At 58.4% G+C, this 16,173-nt stretch carries 16 protein-coding genes; 6 read left to right on the forward strand and 10 right to left on the reverse strand.

Features of this window, described 5'->3' with window-relative positions; genetic code table 11:
• The first annotated feature begins 17 nt into the window (after positions 1 to 17).
• Positions 18 to 923, forward strand: a complete 906-nt coding sequence (truB, locus tag G560_RS0105435; protein WP_022703298.1) for a tRNA pseudouridine(55) synthase TruB — start codon at positions 18 to 20, stop codon at positions 921 to 923.
• A 194-nt stretch (positions 924 to 1,117) separates the two neighbouring features.
• Positions 1,118 to 2,182 carry a calcium-binding protein gene (locus G560_RS18640; protein WP_081647607.1) on the forward strand — a complete coding sequence of 355 codons (1,065 nt, stop codon included), beginning with the start codon at positions 1,118 to 1,120 and terminating at the stop codon, positions 2,180 to 2,182.
• On the opposite strand, the gene G560_RS0105445 is transcribed toward G560_RS18640, so the two are convergent.
• The 6 genes from G560_RS0105445 to G560_RS0105470 all read right to left on the reverse strand — a co-directional run bounded on the left by G560_RS0105445 (position 2,179) and on the right by G560_RS0105470 (position 8,156).
• Positions 2,179 to 3,072 (reverse strand): alpha/beta fold hydrolase, encoded by an 894-nt coding sequence (locus G560_RS0105445; protein WP_022703300.1) that lies wholly within the window; start codon positions 3,070 to 3,072, stop codon positions 2,179 to 2,181. The two genes, G560_RS18640 and G560_RS0105445, sit on opposite strands and share 4 nt — an antisense overlap.
• A gap of 3 nt (positions 3,073 to 3,075) precedes the next feature.
• On the reverse strand, positions 3,076 to 3,582 hold the full coding sequence (locus tag G560_RS0105450) for a DUF1643 domain-containing protein (RefSeq protein WP_028913760.1): 507 nt from the start codon (positions 3,580 to 3,582) through the stop codon (positions 3,076 to 3,078).
• A gap of 197 nt (positions 3,583 to 3,779) precedes the next feature.
• Entirely contained in the window at positions 3,780 to 5,912 is a 2,133-nt protein-coding gene (gene pnp / locus G560_RS0105455) for a polyribonucleotide nucleotidyltransferase (protein ID WP_022703302.1), read from the reverse strand.
• 315 nt (positions 5,913 to 6,227) lie between these two features.
• Positions 6,228 to 6,743 (reverse strand): fasciclin domain-containing protein, encoded by a 516-nt coding sequence (locus G560_RS0105460; RefSeq protein WP_022703303.1) that lies wholly within the window; start codon positions 6,741 to 6,743, stop codon positions 6,228 to 6,230.
• A gap of 323 nt (positions 6,744 to 7,066) precedes the next feature.
• Positions 7,067 to 7,336 (reverse strand): 30S ribosomal protein S15, encoded by a 270-nt coding sequence (gene rpsO / locus G560_RS0105465; protein ID WP_028913761.1) that lies wholly within the window; start codon positions 7,334 to 7,336, stop codon positions 7,067 to 7,069.
• Between the two features lie 163 nt (positions 7,337 to 7,499).
• Entirely contained in the window at positions 7,500 to 8,156 is a 657-nt protein-coding gene (locus G560_RS0105470) for a peroxiredoxin (RefSeq protein ID WP_028913762.1), read from the reverse strand.
• 200 nt (positions 8,157 to 8,356) lie between these two features.
• On the opposite strand from G560_RS0105470, the gene G560_RS0105475 reads away from it, so the two are divergent.
• The 3 genes from G560_RS0105475 (at position 8,357) to G560_RS19920 (ending at position 12,067) form a co-directional block, all read left to right on the forward strand.
• Positions 8,357 to 9,802, forward strand: a complete 1,446-nt coding sequence (locus tag G560_RS0105475) for an aldehyde dehydrogenase family protein (RefSeq protein WP_022703306.1) — start codon at positions 8,357 to 8,359, stop codon at positions 9,800 to 9,802.
• A 409-nt stretch (positions 9,803 to 10,211) separates the two neighbouring features.
• A complete protein-coding gene (locus G560_RS21465; RefSeq protein ID WP_231575859.1) occupies positions 10,212 to 10,856 on the forward strand; it encodes an oxidoreductase in 645 nt (214 codons plus the stop codon).
• A gap of 20 nt (positions 10,857 to 10,876) precedes the next feature.
• Positions 10,877 to 12,067 carry an FAD-dependent oxidoreductase gene (locus G560_RS19920; RefSeq protein WP_231575860.1) on the forward strand — a complete coding sequence of 397 codons (1,191 nt, stop codon included), beginning with the start codon at positions 10,877 to 10,879 and terminating at the stop codon, positions 12,065 to 12,067.
• Positions 12,068 to 12,140: 73 nt separating this feature from the next.
• On the opposite strand, the gene G560_RS0105485 is transcribed toward G560_RS19920, so the two are convergent.
• The 3 genes from G560_RS0105485 to G560_RS0105495 all read right to left on the reverse strand — a co-directional run bounded on the left by G560_RS0105485 (position 12,141) and on the right by G560_RS0105495 (position 14,254).
• Positions 12,141 to 12,596: a universal stress protein gene (locus G560_RS0105485; RefSeq protein ID WP_022703307.1), complete on the reverse strand. Its 456-nt coding sequence runs from the start codon at positions 12,594 to 12,596 to the stop codon at positions 12,141 to 12,143.
• A gap of 83 nt (positions 12,597 to 12,679) precedes the next feature.
• Positions 12,680 to 13,372 (reverse strand): site-2 protease family protein, encoded by a 693-nt coding sequence (locus tag G560_RS0105490; RefSeq protein WP_022703308.1) that lies wholly within the window; start codon positions 13,370 to 13,372, stop codon positions 12,680 to 12,682.
• 15 nt (positions 13,373 to 13,387) lie between these two features.
• Complete coding sequence (locus G560_RS0105495) at positions 13,388 to 14,254, reverse strand: branched-chain amino acid aminotransferase (protein WP_022703309.1); 867 nt, start codon at positions 14,252 to 14,254, stop codon at positions 13,388 to 13,390.
• 198 nt (positions 14,255 to 14,452) lie between these two features.
• On the opposite strand from G560_RS0105495, the gene G560_RS0105505 reads away from it, so the two are divergent.
• A complete protein-coding gene (locus tag G560_RS0105505; RefSeq protein ID WP_022703311.1) occupies positions 14,453 to 14,767 on the forward strand; it encodes a hypothetical protein in 315 nt (104 codons plus the stop codon).
• A gap of 84 nt (positions 14,768 to 14,851) precedes the next feature.
• Here G560_RS0105505 and G560_RS0105510 read toward each other — a convergent pair whose 3' ends face one another.
• Positions 14,852 to 16,108 carry an Hsp70 family protein gene (locus tag G560_RS0105510; protein WP_022703312.1) on the reverse strand — a complete coding sequence of 419 codons (1,257 nt, stop codon included), beginning with the start codon at positions 16,106 to 16,108 and terminating at the stop codon, positions 14,852 to 14,854.
• Positions 16,109 to 16,173 lie beyond the last annotated feature (65 nt).

Raw genomic sequence — 16,173 nt, forward strand, 5'->3', positions numbered from 1 at the left:
CCTAAAGGGGCATCATCATGGCACGCAAACGCAAGGGCCGCGCGATTTCGGGTTGGTTGGTGGTAGATAAGCCTGCGGGCATCGGATCGACTACGGTTGTGAACAAGGTGAAATGGGCGTTTGACGCGCAAAAGGCGGGCCACGCAGGCACGCTTGACCCCGATGCGACAGGGGTGTTGGCCATTGCGTTGGGCGAGGCGACGAAAACCGTGCCTTACATCACAGATGCGCTGAAGTGTTACCGATTTGTTGTGCGGTTGGGGGTTTCTACCCGTACGGATGATGCCGAGGGCGAGGTGATCGAAACCAACGATACCCGCCCCACGGATGCCGAGATTGCTGCCGGTTTGGCCGCGTTTCGGGGCGACATCATGCAAGTGCCGCCGCAGTTTTCTGCCGTAAAGGTAGACGGCGAGCGTGCCTATGACATCGCGCGCGATGGTGGTGAGATGGATCTGGTCGCCCGCCCCTTGTGGGTGGAAAGCCTTGAGGTGATCGCCCGCCCTGATGCCGACCATGTGGAACTGGAAATGGTCTGCGGCAAAGGCGGCTATGTGCGGTCTATCGCGCGGGATTTGGGGGCGGCGCTGGGCTGTCTGGGCCATGTGCAATGGCTGCGGCGCACCTGGTCGGGGCCGTTTGATGCGGCGCAAGGGGTGTCGCTGGACACCATCGACCAGCTTGCCAAAACGCCCGCGCTGGATGCGCTGTTGTTGCCGCTGGAACTCGGGCTTGGTGATTTGCCGGAATTACCCACGACAGCCGAAGGCGCCATGCGGCTGCGGAACGGCAATCCGGGGATGGTTCTGGCATCGAACGCCGAATTTGGCGACGAGGCCTGGGCCAGCTATCTGGGCCGTGCGGTGGCCGTTGGTGTGTACAAGGCAGGGGAATTGCACCCGTCGCGGGTGTTCAACGACTAAACTTCGCGCCCAAATCGTATCTTTGCCTTAACCAAGGTTGCACAAACCAACCCAGTCACGCCGCGATTCGCTGGCGCGAGGCCCGTTTTTGTGCCATGATCTTTGAATAAACCTTATGTATAACAAGTGGTTAACTGAAATTATGGTTAACAAATTGTTAATACTGGTTTGGTAATCGGACAGGGATTGTCACCATGTTGGGACTATTAGGGTTATTCGGGGCGCTTTTCGCGGGTTTTGCCGCCGATGGGGTCATATCTGCAAAGATGAAGGCGCATTCGGATGATGCCACTGATGGTGAAGATGATTCTGCTACGGATGGGTCTAATGCCGACCATGCACCCACCACAGACCTATTAGAATTTGCAGCCACGACAGAATCGTCGCCCGATGGCGACAACGAAGGCACCGAATCAACAGACACGCCAGCGCCCGCACCTGAGAACCAGTTAATAATTGGTGAAGATGACGATGATATTTTGACGGGTGATGCCGGGGCAGATACGGTTAACGGCGGGAACGGTGGTGACCTGCTGGGTGGGCGTGATGGTGACGACGTGATTGATGGCGGTGAGGGTGATGACCACATCGACGGCGGCAAGGGCGCGGACACCGTGTTCGGCGGCGCTGGCAATGATGTCGCACAGGGCAATGACGGCGACGACCTGATAGCAGGCGGCGACGGCGATGATGCGCTGGCGGGCCATATGGACAATGACAGGTTGCAAGGCGGGGCGGGCGCGGATTCGCTGCTGGGCGGGTCAGGTGACGATACGCTGGATGGCGGCGACGGCGATGACTGGCTGGCTGGTGGTTATGGCGATGACGCGCTGTACGGTGGCGCTGGCAGTGATACACTGGATGGCAACGCAGGAAATGACACGCTGTGGGGGTTCGACCCCAACGACCCAGCCGACAGTGAAGGCGTCGATTTTCTGAACGGTGGCACGGGCGACGATACCCTGATCATCGGCGCGGGCGACTATGCCCACGGCGGCGAAGGTGCGGATGATTTCACTATCGGCGACTGGCTTGGTGGCGGCAACCTTGCCCATATTTCCGACTATGACCCTGATGAAGATGACATCGTGGTGTTGTACGATGCCACAGCGCATCCTGACCCCTATGTCGAACTGATCATCGAAGACGGGTCGGATGATGCGACCGTTTTGCTGGATGGCATCCCGCTGGCCGTTATTGCAAATGGCGCGGGGCTGACTGTGAATGCGCTAACACTGATGCCGTCAAACAGTTTTTAAGGGGCGCTGAAAAACGGAACAAACGCGGCCAACACCGCGTCGGGGTTCTCCTCGATCACAAAATGCCCGCTGTCGCAGGCCCCTGCGGTGACCTGATGGGCCCAATTGCACCACAGCCCCGCCGGATCACCCGTGCGCGCCGGAAACCCGTGGTGGCCATAGAGGAAATGCAAAGGCGCCGTGATCCGGTGACCAGCAGCCCTGTCCTCTTCATCATGGCGCCGATCCGTGGTGGCCCCCGCGCGATAATCGGCGCACATGGCATGAATGCGGGCGGGGTCACAGGCCTGCGCGCGATAGCTGTCCAGCGCTGCGGCGGGAAAATCCGCCAGCGATTTGGATAGGGTCCAGGATGCCAGCGTCCAATCGATATACCCAATAGGGTCGGCATTTATCATCCGTTCGGGCAAGGGCGCAGGCTGGGCCAGAAAGGTCCAGTGATAGGCCGCCATCGCCATCTCGGCCCCCCATGCCGCCCAATAATCGGCCGTCGGTGCAATCTCGATAATCCCCAACCGCGTGACGCGCGCAGGATGGTCCAGCGCCAGACGGTACGCCACCCGCGCCCCACGGTCATGGCCCAACACCATCGCAGTTTCCAACCCCAAGGCATCCATCAGACCCACAATGTCCAAGGCCATGCGCCGCTTGGAATAGGCCTCATGCCCCGCGTCATCCGCAGGCGCATCGCTTTGCCCATAGCCGCGCAGATCGGGAATAATAACCCGAAACTGCTGCGCCAACACGGGTGCAACCTGCGCCCAACACATCCCGTTCTGCGGATAGCCGTGCAAACAAATCAGCGCAGGCCCCCGCCCAGCCGTTTGTACCGATAGCACCACTTCACCGCAATCAACCCGATCCCGCGTAAACCCTGCAATCTCTGGCATACCCTACTCCCAAATCTCTGGCTGGCGATCGTACCCGATATAAAGTGGATGTTTCGGCTGCCCCGCCTTGGTCAATCCCAGTTGATACAAGGGCCGCCCAGTCCCGCGCAAAACGGCCTCTACCGCCGCCCCACGGTCCAAATGGCCCCCATGGCTGCCCCAAGCACATACCACACGGTCCGCCCAACCCGCCGCCGCCAGTATCACCGCATCATTGGCAGGCCCCACAGGGTCGCCCTGCGCTCGCATCACGCGCGGATCGGTGGCGCGATAGGCAAAGATATTCACCACCCGAAACGCCCCAAACCCCAAGGCCCGCGCGCGCCGCTCACACCGCTCCACCGTCGGGTCATTCTGAACCTCGGTCGCAGTGGATGGGTTCAGCATCACAAAGGCCACCTTACCACCCGCCGCATCCCAAACCCGCGTCAAAGCATAGCGATACGCCTCACAGCCCGAATACTCGGCCACACTTTCCGCATCGCCCTTGGTGAATCGCTTGGTGATCATCGCCACCCCCCATTTCATCTTTGCAAAAATACTCACGCTTCTTTGCCACAGCCGCCCGCCCCAAAACAACCGACCAACCGCCAGCCCCGCATCCCAACGGCCCGAAGGGCAAAAAGGCTCATGCCGCAGGCATTCCGCATAATACGCAAAAGGCCCCGGCGTTTCCACCGGGGCCTTGTCGTTCAATCCGTCAAGGATCAGCCTTCAGCAGGTGTCTCGGCAACTTCTTCGCCCGTCACCTGGTCAACCATCTTCATGCCCAACCGCACCTTGCCGCGATCGTCAAAGCCCAGCAGTTTTACCTTAACTTCCTGGCCTTCTTTCAGCGCCTCATTCGGGTGCTGCAAGCGCTTGTTGGCGATCTGGGACACATGAACCAAACCGTCACGCTTGCCAAAGAAGTTTACGAACGCACCGAAATCGACCAGTTTCACAACCTTACCGGTGTAAACCTTGCCTTCTTCCGGCTCGGCCACGATCGACCAGATCATGTCATAGGCTTTCTTGATTGCTTCAGCGTTGTTGGACGCAATCTTGATCACGCCATCATCGTTGATATCAACCTTGGCACCCGACACTTCCACGATTTCGCGGATAACCTTGCCGCCCGAACCGATCACTTCACGGATCTTATCGGTTGGGACTGTCATCGTCTCAATCTTGGGGGCATAAGCCGAAAACGCCTGTGCAGACGTCAACGCCTTGGCCATTTCGCCCAAGATGTGCATCCGGCCGTCTTTGGCCTGAGCCAGCGCTTTTTCCATGATCGCGGGTGTGATGCCTGCGATTTTGATGTCCATCTGCAGGCTGGTGATACCGTTTTCAGTACCCGCTACCTTAAAGTCCATGTCGCCAAGGTGATCTTCGTCACCAAGGATGTCAGACAGGATCGCATACTTGCCATCATCGTTCAGGATCAAACCCATCGCCACACCAGCAACAGCCGATTTCAACGGAACACCAGCATCCATCATCGACAGGCTGCCGCCGCAAACCGACGCCATCGAGGACGAGCCGTTCGACTCGGTAATCTCGGACACCAAGCGGATAGTGTAAGGGAAGTCGGTTGCCGCAGGCAAAACCGCCTGAAGCGCGCGCCATGCCAGCTTGCCGTGACCGATTTCACGACGACCGGGAGGGCCAAAACGACCCACTTCGCCAACCGAATAGGGAGGGAAGTTGTAGTGCAAAAGGAAGTTCGATTTCGACGTGCCGGTCAGCGCGTCGATGAACTGCTCATCCTCGCCCGTGCCCAGCGTGGTCACAACCAAACCTTGGGTTTCACCACGGGTGAACAAGGCCGAACCGTGGGTCCGTGGCAGGATGCCGGTTTCCGAAACGATCGGGCGGATGGTCGTGGTGTCACGGCCATCAATCCGTGCAGCGCCACCGATGATATCGCCGCGCAACACGCTTGCTTCCAACTTTTTGATCGCCGAGCCAAGGTTGTCATTGGCTTTGTCTTCGTCCGACAGGGTTGCTTTGATCGCGTCAACGGCGGCCGAGATTGCCGTCGTGCGCTCTTGCTTGTCGCGGATTGCAAACGCGGCACGCATTTGGGTTTCGCCTGCCTTTTTCACCGTTTCAAACAGCGTCGAATAGTCTGGCGGGGTGAACTCAAACGGTTCTTTGGCGCAATCATCGGCAAAATCACAGATCAGGTCGATCACTGGCTGAATGCTGTCATGCGCGAATTTCACCGCGCCCAGCATTTCGGCTTCGGACAGCTCGTATGCTTCCGATTCTACCATCATCACGGCGTCTTTGGTGCCGGCTACAACAAGGTCCAAACGCTGTTCAGGATTGTCGCGCAGCTTCATCATGTCGTCGCAAGATGGGTTCAGAACGTATTCACCGTTCACAAAACCAACGCGGGCGCCAGCGATTGGGCCCATGAATGGTGCGCCCGAAATGGTCAGCGCAGCCGATGCGGCGATCATCGCCAGAACATCAGGCTCATTTTCCAAGTCGTGCGACAGAACGGTACAAATGACCAGAACTTCGTTTTTGAAACCATCCACGAACAGCGGGCGGATCGGACGGTCGATCAGGCGCGATGTCAGGGTTTCTTTTTCCGATGGCCGCGCTTCGCGCTTGAAAAAGCCACCCGGAACTTTACCAGCAGCGTAATACCGCTCTTGGTAGTGAACTGTCAGAGGGAAGAAGTCCTGGCCCGGCTTTTGCGCTTTGGCAAAGGTCACGTTGGCCATGACAGAGGTTTCGCCCAGAGTGGCGATGACAGACCCATCGGCCTGACGGGCAACCTTGCCCGTTTCCAAAGTAAGCGTTTCACCGCCCCATTCGATCGATTTTTTCGTTACGTTAAACATTCATCGTTTCCTATATGGGGGCATCCCGGCGTTCCGGGCCCCCCGTTGCATAGCGGCCCCATTGCCGCCGCCCCCTATCCTTTGCATGTGGCCGGGGGCAGGCCTCACGTCACAGATGTGCGCCGCATACAGGAAAATAAGGGGTTTGGGAAGGGGCGGGGGGTGTCTGCCTTTCGGCGCTGAACGATTGCGCGCGATTTCTGGGCATAAGTCTATCCAAAGACAGATCAAACACGGGCCGTGCCTGACTTCGTCCACACTCACAAAATAGAAAGGCCCCGAAAGGTTCGGGGCCCATTCGATTTTGCAGTTGGATCAGTGACAGGCAGGGCGGGTGCCGGGCAGCAAGACCTTGTCGATTACGTGAATAACACCGTTGTCTGCCTGAATGTTGGCAATGATCACATTGGCGCTGGTTCCGGTGCCATCAGCGATGGAAACGCCCGAGGCCCCTTTGGTGATGCACACGCGCTGCGATACTAGCAGCGGCTTGAAATAGTTCGAGCCGTTTGGGATCATTTCGGCGGTCAGCTTGCGATCATCGACATGATAAAGCAGGGTATCTGTCAATTGGCCTTTGTTTTCCGGCCTCAGCAGCGTTTCCACTGTGCCTGCGGGCAAGGCAGCAAAGGCGTCATTCACTGGCGCGAAAACCGTGAAAGGGCCGGGACCTTGAAGAGTTTCGGCCAAGCCTGCAGCGCTGACTGCGGCCACTAGGGTTGAAAAACGCTCATCGCCCGAAGCGATTTCGACGATATTGGCTGCATTGGCAGCGGTGCCAAGTGTCAGGGCGGTCACGGCAACGGCGGCAAATCTACGAAGTGATGTCATGGCGATGTCTTCCCTTGTTGTATTTCCATGCCAATCTGCATGTAAAAAGGGATACGTGGCTAGTTCCGGCTTTGGATCTGCACATAACGGTTGTGTGAGAGCTTGTTATCGAAAACCTGTCAAAAACGCCAAAAAAGTCAGTTTTTGCAATATTTAGAATAACAAATGTTTCATAATTTCCCCTCGACATAGAGGCAACCATGCCCAAGCGCGTCACTTCAAAGATATTGGAGGCAAACTAAATCGATCCTTCTAACCCACCAAAAAACCAAAACGCCCGCAGCTTTCGCTACGGGCGTCTGGTATTCTAAACGCAGCTAGACTTAGCGGCGGATGCCCAAGCGGGTGATCAGCGACTGGTAACGCTCTTCGCTTTTGGATTTGGTGTAATCCAACAGCTTGCGGCGCAGGGCCACCATCATCAACAAACCACGACGGGAGTGGTTGTCTTTTTTGTGGCCTTTGAAGTGCTCGGTCAACGTCGCGATGCGCGAGGTCAGGATAGCAACCTGAACTTCGGGCGAACCGGTGTCACCTTCTTTGGTTGCGTATTCTTTGATCAATTGGGCTTTCAGTTCTGGCGTAATCGACATCGGGTTCTCCATAGTTGAATGTGACGGCGCGTGCCGGGATGTCGTCCAGCAAGGCCCTTAAGGTTTCCGCTGCACGCAACGGATGGGCGCGTATAGGCGGATTCGGTGGCAAAGGAAAGCAAAGTTTGCGCGGCCCCTTGGCGGGCAAGGGGCCGCACTATGCTTATTTCGGTGCCTTGGCATACCGCAGGTAGGGCAGCTTGATATCCAGCGTGCCAAACTTCGCCTCGGCGGCAGCATCGTCCAGCGACAGGGCCACGATCACATCTTCGCCCGGCATCCAGTTGGCAGGGGTCGCAATCGCCACGCCGTCGGTGGCTTGCACCGCATCCAGCGCGCGCAGGATTTCGGCAAAGTTGCGGCCAACCGACATGGGGTAGGTCATGGTCAGGCGGATCTTTTTGTCGGGGCCAATGATGTAGACGGCACGCACCGTCGCCGTGTTGGCGGGGGTGCGATCTGCGCCGGGCAGATAGTAATCGGCGGGCAGCATATCAAACGCTTTGGACACGGTCAGCGAGGTGTCGTCGATGATCGGAAAATCAGCAGGCGCACCGGCAACGGCGGCGATATCCTTTTTCCACTTCACATGCTCTTCAACCGAATCGACCGAAACGCCCATCACCTTGGTTTTGCGCTTGGCAAATTCAGGGGCAAGCTGGGCAACCGCCCCGAATTCCGTTGTGCAAACAGGCGTAAAATCGCGCGGGTGGCTAAAGATGATGGCATAGCTGTCACCGATCCAGTCGTGAAATTTGATCTGGCCTGCGGTGCTGTCGGCGGTGAAATCGGGGGCGATATCGTTGATACGAACGGACATGGCTGTCTCCTGTTTGGTTGGCTTGCCCATGACATATGCGAGGTTTGGCATATTTGCACCCCCCCTGCGACAGAATGGTCGCAGATAAAAACTACCTTCCGCTGGGTTGGCCTATGGCAAACCCGCTTCCCAAAAGTGCGGGCCTTGCAGGTCTGTCGTTCCGATGCCACCTTAGGCCAAAGCAAACACCGGAGGCTCTCATGCTCGACAAACGCCAATTTTATATCAACGGCCAATGGGTCGCCCCCGCCACCCCCCGCGACTGCGAGGTGATTGACCCGTCGACCGAAGAGGTTTGCGCTGTTATCTCGCTTGGGTCCAAGGCCGATACGGATGCCGCCGTGGCCGCTGCGAAAGCTGCGTTTGAAACATGGTCGGTTACACCGCCAGCTGAACGCCGCCGCATCGTTGCAGGTATTTTGGCGCAGTATAATGCGCGGGCCGAAGAAATGGCCCAAGCGATCAGTATTGAAATGGGTGCGCCGATTTCAATGTCGCGCGATGATCAGGCGCCCTGTTTGCCGTGGCATTTGGAAAACTTCCTGACCGCGTTTGACGAAATGGAATGGATCCGCCCGCTGGGCCCCCACGCCCCAAATGACCGGATCGCGATGGAACCGATTGGCGTCGTCGGGCTGATCACCCCATGGAACTGGCCGATGAACCAAGTCACGCTCAAGGCCATTCCCGCACTTTTGGCGGGCTGTACCTGCGTGCTGAAACCGTCCGAGGAAAGCCCTTTATCCTCGATGCTATTCGCCGAGTTTTGCCATGATGCAGGCGTACCTGCGGGCGTGTTCAACTTGGTGAACGGCGATGGTATGGGCGTGGGATCGCAGCTGTCGTCGCATCCGGATGTCGAGATGATTTCGTTCACCGGATCGACCCGTGCAGGCCGTGCGATTTCTGTGGCGGCGGCTGAAACGCTGAAACGCGTAACGCTGGAACTGGGTGGTAAGGGGGCAAACCTGATCTTTGCGGATGCCGATGAAAAGGCCGTAAAACGCGGTGTTTTGCATATGATGAACAACTCGGGTCAATCCTGCAACGCGCCCAGCCGGATGCTGGTAGAACGGTCGATCTATGACAAAGCCGTCGAAATCGCGGCTGAAGTCGCAAGCAGCATCAAGGTTGGCCCCGCGTCCGAAGAAGGCCGCCATATCGGCCCCGTAGTGAACCGCCGCCAATGGGACCAGATCCAAGGCTATATCCAAAAAGGCATTGATGAAGGCGCGCGGCTGGTTGCTGGCGGCCCGGGCCTGCCGGATGGCATGAACAAGGGCTTTTACGTGCGCCCGACAGTGTTCGCCGACGTGAAACCCGGCATGACGATTGAACGCGAGGAAATATTTGGTCCCGTGCTGTCGATCATCCCGTTTGATACCGAAGAAGAGGCCGTGCGCATCGCCAATGACACGCCTTACGGGTTGACCAATTATGTCCAATCCACCGACGGCGCCCGTCGCAACCGCCTGTCGCGCCGCCTTCGGTCCGGCATGGTGGAAATGAATGGCCAAAGCCGCGGGGCAGGTGCGCCATTTGGTGGCGTCAAAGCTTCGGGCCGTGCGCGTGAAGGCGGGCATTGGGGACTCGAAGAGTTCTTGGAAGCAAAGGCTATCTCGGGCTGGGATTCAGACGCTAGCTAAGGCGAGATGCCGTTGAAGGGGGCATCGAACCCCCTTCAACGGCGCTAATGCGTCCCAATGGAAGGGATAATCTCGGGAATCAGGGCGAAATGAGTATTTTTACAAAGATGAAGCCTAGACCGTAGTTTTCGACTTCATCTTTGCACCAATACTCCATCCAAATCCGTCACACCGCACCACATCACAAGCACAATATGGGACTGCTTGGCAATCCGTGACAACGCCGCCAGGGTGGGTTCGATGCCCACCCTGGCGGCACCCCCTCGCATGTGACGCGATTGGACATCTAGCTGTTGCGGGTCCGCCTCACGCTTGCCGTCCCGACCCGCTTAGGCTGTCTGTGAACCGGAGGCAGCAATTACCCAACACCCCAAGCTTTTACCCCCCCCTGCACTTGCAAGGCCATACTTTGCGCAATCGCATTGTATTTGGCGCGCACACCGCCAACATGGCCAAGGATGGTTTGCCGGATGCCCAGTTTGGCGCTTATCTTTTGGAACGCGCCAAAGGGGGGGCGGCGATGATTGTCGCTGAACCGATGCCCGTTCACCGTACTGGCGTGCTGACGCGCGGCAACTTTCGCCATTCCAGCGACGATGTGATCCCCCATTTCCGTGCCATCACCGAACCTGTGCGCGATGCGGGGGCGGTGATCCTCCAACAGCTTTACCACATCGGCGCGCATGGCGATTCTGATCTGTCTTTTGCGCCGCATTGGTCGCCGTCTGGCCACCCCAGCTATCACGATTCCGATGGCTCTCATGCCGTGACCGAGGCCGAGATTGAAGAGCTGATTGCCACCCATATTGCCGCGGCAATCCGGTGCCAAAAAGCGGGGTTTCAAGGGGTCGAGGTGTGGGCCGCCTATCATTCGCTGCTTGATCAGTTCTGGACCCCTTGGTCCAACACCCGCACGGACCAATGGGGCGGCAGCGTAGAAAACCGCACCCGCCTATCGCGGCGTATCATCCAAGGCATCCGCAAACCTGTGGCGATGACTTCATCATTGGCCTCGCTGTATCTACCTCTGACAGCTATGACGTCACCCTTTTAACTAAGTCCTTATGCGAAATTGTGGCCCTGCATGATGCCACGGGCGATGTCGATTATATCACCTGCGGGCATGGTGGATACCTCGACTTTGAACGCCTGATGCCGACGTTCCTGTTCCCCGAAAAGCTGACAGCCCCCGTGACGGAACATCTGAAAGCCGCTGTCACCCAAGCGAAGATCACGTCCGAAGCGCATGTCCGCACACCTGAAAATGCGGAAAGCATAATCGCATCCGGACAGGCTGATCTGGTATCCATTGTGCGCGGCTGTATTTCTTGCAACCAGATGTGCTGGGGGCGGCGGTCGCGCGACTATTGGAGTTCGTGTCTGATAAACCCTAGTGCAGGGCGCGAATGGGAATGGGGGTCCGAACCTTTTGCGGCCACCAAAACCCCCAAGGATGTACTGGTCATAGGCGCTGGCCCTGCAGGGCTAGAGGCCGCACGTGTCGCTGCAGAACGCGGCCACCGCGTCCATATCCATGAGGCGAGCGGCCAAATCGGTGGCCAGTTCCGCCTTGCAGGGATGCAGCCACGGCGGGCGCAAATTTTGGACCTGATGGCATGGTATGAACGCCAGTTTGAAAAACTGGGTGTCAGCCTGCACCTCAATTCCTATCTGGACGCGGGCGATTTGCCCCCGGCAGACCATACAATCATCGCCACAGGGTCGCAGCCCGACCCGTCTGGCCGCCAACGCTGGAACCCCGCCCATCCCACCCTGCTGGGTTTGGAAAACGGCAATGTCTGGTCACCTGAAGACGTGCTGCGCCGCGAGGCAAAGCTGGGCGATACCGTGGTGGTCTATGACGAAGGCGGCAATTGGCGTGGCGTGGGGACAAGCTGGCATTTGGCCGAAATGGGCAAAGCCGTGATCCACGTCACCCCCGATGCCTTTGCCGGCAAGGAAATCGCCCGCACCTCGGCCGATATGCCCGCGCGGCAACGGCTGGCACGGGCAGGGGCGCGGCTGATAACCGAACACTGCATTGCGCGCTGGCACGGCAACGGCATCACCTTGCGCAGTTTTCTGACCGGGGCCGAGGAAACGATCCCCGTCTTGGCGTTGGTAATGGCCACGACGAACCAAGCCTTTGACCCGTTCCCCGAAACATTGGCGGGCCATGCCTTGCACCGGATTGGTGATTGTACCGCGCCTCGCACCGCACCCTACGCGTTCCACGAAGGGCGGAAGTTGGGTTTGGTGTTGTGACAGGGATGGTGGGTTTCACCCACCCTACGGCTAACGGGTAGGGTGGGTGAAACCCACCACCCCTGCACCCAGATCAGGTAATCTTTTCCAACCGTTCCTTGGACATATCGCCAGGCACAATCGTAATCGGCACCGGCAAACCGCCCGAATTGCGGCTCAGTTGTGTCACCAACGGACCGGGGCCGGATTTATCATCGCCTGCGCCCAACACCAAAATCCCGATTTCCGGATCATCGCGCACCTGCGCCAAAATCTCGGTCACAGGGTCGCCTTCACGGATCACCAGCTCGGGGTTCACCCCTTGCTTATCGCGCATCCACTTGGCGAACACTTCAAAATGCGCCTCGATCCGTTCACGTGCCTCGGCCCGCATCAGGTCGGCGACGCCCATCCAATGCTGAAACTCCTCGGGCGGGATGACCGACAAAATCTGCACCCCTGCGCCCGTATGCGCCGCCCGTAACGCGGCAAAGCGCATCGCGTTCAGACATTCGCGGCTGTCATCCAGCACCACCATAAACTTGCGCATTCTATCCCCCGCGTTTGCGAGGCGATCATGGCTTATCTGCCCCCCCGCTGGCAAGCCTTACTGGTGCCCTACGCTTGGGGGCATCACGCCACCCGTTCGCCCCGCATCATCGCCAAATGCTGCTTGAACGATGGAAAAAAGAATAAAATCCACCCCGTCGTGATGAACAAATACAACAGTGCTGGCCACCACAGCACCGAAAACACAACGCCCACAGCCCCCGCAATCCGCATCGCAGCCATCGGCGGCATCAAACGGCGCAGCAGAATGTGAAACAACTTGCCCCCATCCAAAGGATGCACCGGCACCATATTAAAGAAAAACAGCGCAAGGTTCAGAAAGCCGAACATATGCGTCCAATAGGCCAGTTCCAGCTGCCACGCCGCCGCCGTATCATCCAGAACCGAGAACCCCCAATTCGCCAGCATCGACGCCAAAGCCCACAGCGCAAGGTTCACAATCGGCCCCATCGCCACGATCAATTCGTCCTGCCGGTAGGTGCTGGGCCGATGTTCACAAAACCCGCCGCCGCCAAAGATCACCACGCGGCGCACTTTGATGCCTTGAACCCAGCTGCCCCAGGCATGCCCCATTTCATGCAGGAAAATCGCCGTAATGAGCAGCGCGACCATGAGCAGCGCGTCAATCGCACCCTGCACCGACCGCGCCGAAAACAGCAGGTAGAACATCGCCAACATAACGATGGATTGCCGTATCTCGACCGGAAAGCCGAAGCGCGTGTGAAACCTGAAAACCGCCCGGTCGTTTTGAAACATTTTTTGCTCTAGCCTTCACGCGCCCGCGCTATGTGCCCAATCCCAATACATCTGCCGCACCCTGCGTGTCACGGGGCCAATTTGGTATTGCGTATCGTCAAACGCCTTAACCGGCGTCACCTTGGCAAAGTTGCCCGACAAAAACACCTCATCTGCCGCATGGAAATCGTCAAAGGTCAGCACGCTTTCCACCACCTCAATCCCGTCAGCCCGCATATTGGCGATATGGCGCGCGCGGGTGATGCCAGACAGGAACGTCCCGTTGGCAATGGGGGTAAAGGCCACGCCGTCACGCACCATAAACACATTGGCTGTCGCGGTTTCGGCCACATTGCCCATCGCATCCGCCACCAGCGCGTTGCCAAACCCCTTGGATTTCGCCTCAACCAGCATCCGCGCGTTATTCGGATACAAACACCCCGCCTTGGCATTACACACGTTGTCCTCCAACACCGGCCGGCGAAACCGCGTGCGTGTCAGGGTGGTCGCCGCCTCTGGGTCGGGCATCGCCACCTCCTCCAACGCCATGGCAAATCCGGTTGATCCCATTTTGGGGGCAACCCCAATGTCAGACCCGTCCAGTGCCCAATACATCGGCCGCACATAGACCGCTTGCCCCGCGCCATAGGCCCGCAACCCCTCGCGGGCGATCGCCACCATCTCATCCGCCACAATCGTGGGCGTAATCATCAACGCCTCGGCAGATGCATTGGCCCGCGCGCAATGCTTCGCCAAATCCGGCGCCACCCCGTCAAACTGCCGCGCCCCGTCAAAGATTGATGATCCCTGCCAGATCCCATGATCCGACGCGCGCATCACAGGCACATCGCCCTCATGCCACTTACCTTCAAAATACGTGCGGATATTGGTGCCAAATGCCATGCTCTTGCCTTTCAAATCAGTTTCCGAACCTTAAACACCCCGCCCGCCCGTGGTCCAGCCCCCACAACAGCCCCCCAAACGCACCATAATTACCACCAAACGGCAGATACCTTCAAAAATGCGCATATTTACCAAAGTTTCCCCTTTGCTGCACTGCAGCATGGTGTAGGATGCCCTTAACTTTTAGGGGAATGCGCCATGACCAAACTGCCAAATCTTGCGAATTACTGGGAAAACGCTGTCGAGATGAGCATGATGATGGTCGAGGCGCACAGCGTCATCAACATGCGCGTCATGGGCATGGCGGGCCTGTGGTCGGTCGGCCCCGGCGAAAACAACCGCATGGTCAGCGAAAAGCTGGAAGCGATGGTCAAGGCCACCACCGATGCGGGCAATGTCACACTGCGCGGCGGCTCGCCCGATGAAATTGCCGCCGCCGCAATTGCGCCGATGCGCAACGCCACCCGCTCCAATTCCAAACGCCTTACCAAACGCGGCATGAAAAAGGGTTAAGGCGGTTTAGACGCACCCTGCCGCGCGTCCCTCCAATACGAGCCCTTTTTCTGTTTACAAATATCCTCGCCGAAGGCTCCGGTCTCAGCCAAACCGCCGCGCCGCATCCAGTGCAAGCCCGGTGCCAACGCTGCCCAGCAAATCGCCCGCAGCCATCCGCACAGCCGGCAAACAGGCCCGCACCGCCGCTTGAACCACGGGCAGGCTGGATGACCCGCCTGTCATGAACACGGTGCCAATCTGGTCCGCATTCACCCCCGCCTGTGCCAATACCACGCCAATCGCCTCGGCAATCCGCGCCACAGGTTTTTGCACCACCACCTCAAACATCCCGCGCGTGGCCCCCGTGTCCAGCCCGATAAACTCGGTCAGCCAGATCGGCGTGGCCAACGTTTCGGACAGCTCGATCTTGGCCACCTCAACCGCCATCGCGATGGAATGGCCCGACCGTTCCTCCAACACGCGGATCAGACGGTCCAACACCTCTGGCGCGTCCGCGTCAAACCGGATCTGCTTTACATCCCCCAGCGCGCGCCCCGCATAGAGCGTGTTAATCCGGTGCCAAGTCGCAAGGTCATGGTAGTAATGCAAGGGCATCGGGTTCTTGCCCTTGTTGATCAACGATCCCAACCCCAGCGCGGGCATCACTTGGGCCAATGACAACAGGCGGTCAAAATCGGTGCCGCCCACGCGAATACCGTGGCTTGCCAGAATATCCCCGTCACGGTTGCGCGCCACCCGCCCCGCAGGTGACACGCGCAAAATGGAAAAGTCGGACGTACCGCCGCCAATATCGACGATCAGCACCAACTCCTCGGCCTCGACGCTCGATTCATAGTGAAGCGCTGCGGCGATCGGTTCAAACTGAAAGGCGACATGCTCAAACCCGTTGTCGCGCGCAATCGCGTGCAGCACGTCTTGGGCAGCATCATCACCTTCCGCGTCATCATCGACAAAATGCACGGGCCGCCCCAAAACCGCATGGCGAATGCCCGGTTGCACCGCATCCAGCCTGTCACGCAGATGGCCGAAAAAGGCGCTGACAATATCAGTAAACGCCAAGGTGCGGCTGCCCACACGGGTTTTCTCATGGATCAGGCTTGACCCAAGCGTCGATTTCAGCCCCCGCATCAACCGCCCGTCCCAGCCTTCGGTATAGGCGGCAATCGCGGCACGGCCAAATTCGGGGGGCGCGCCATCACTGTCCCAAAACACCGCCGACGGAATGGTCGGCGCAGACCCTTCCAACGGGATCAACCGCGAGGCGCCATTTTCCAGAACCGAGACGGTTGAGTTCGATGTGCCAAAGTCGATGCCACACACTTGCACGGTCTGCGCCATCCTCGGCCCCCTGTCACTACGAAAGTTGATGGCTCTAGGCCCGTTTTCACCCCATGTAAAGCCGC

Origin of the sequence: Pseudorhodobacter ferrugineus DSM 5888, assembly GCF_000420745.1 — a bacterium.
GTDB classification, from domain to species: domain Bacteria; phylum Pseudomonadota; class Alphaproteobacteria; order Rhodobacterales; family Rhodobacteraceae; genus Pseudorhodobacter; species Pseudorhodobacter ferrugineus.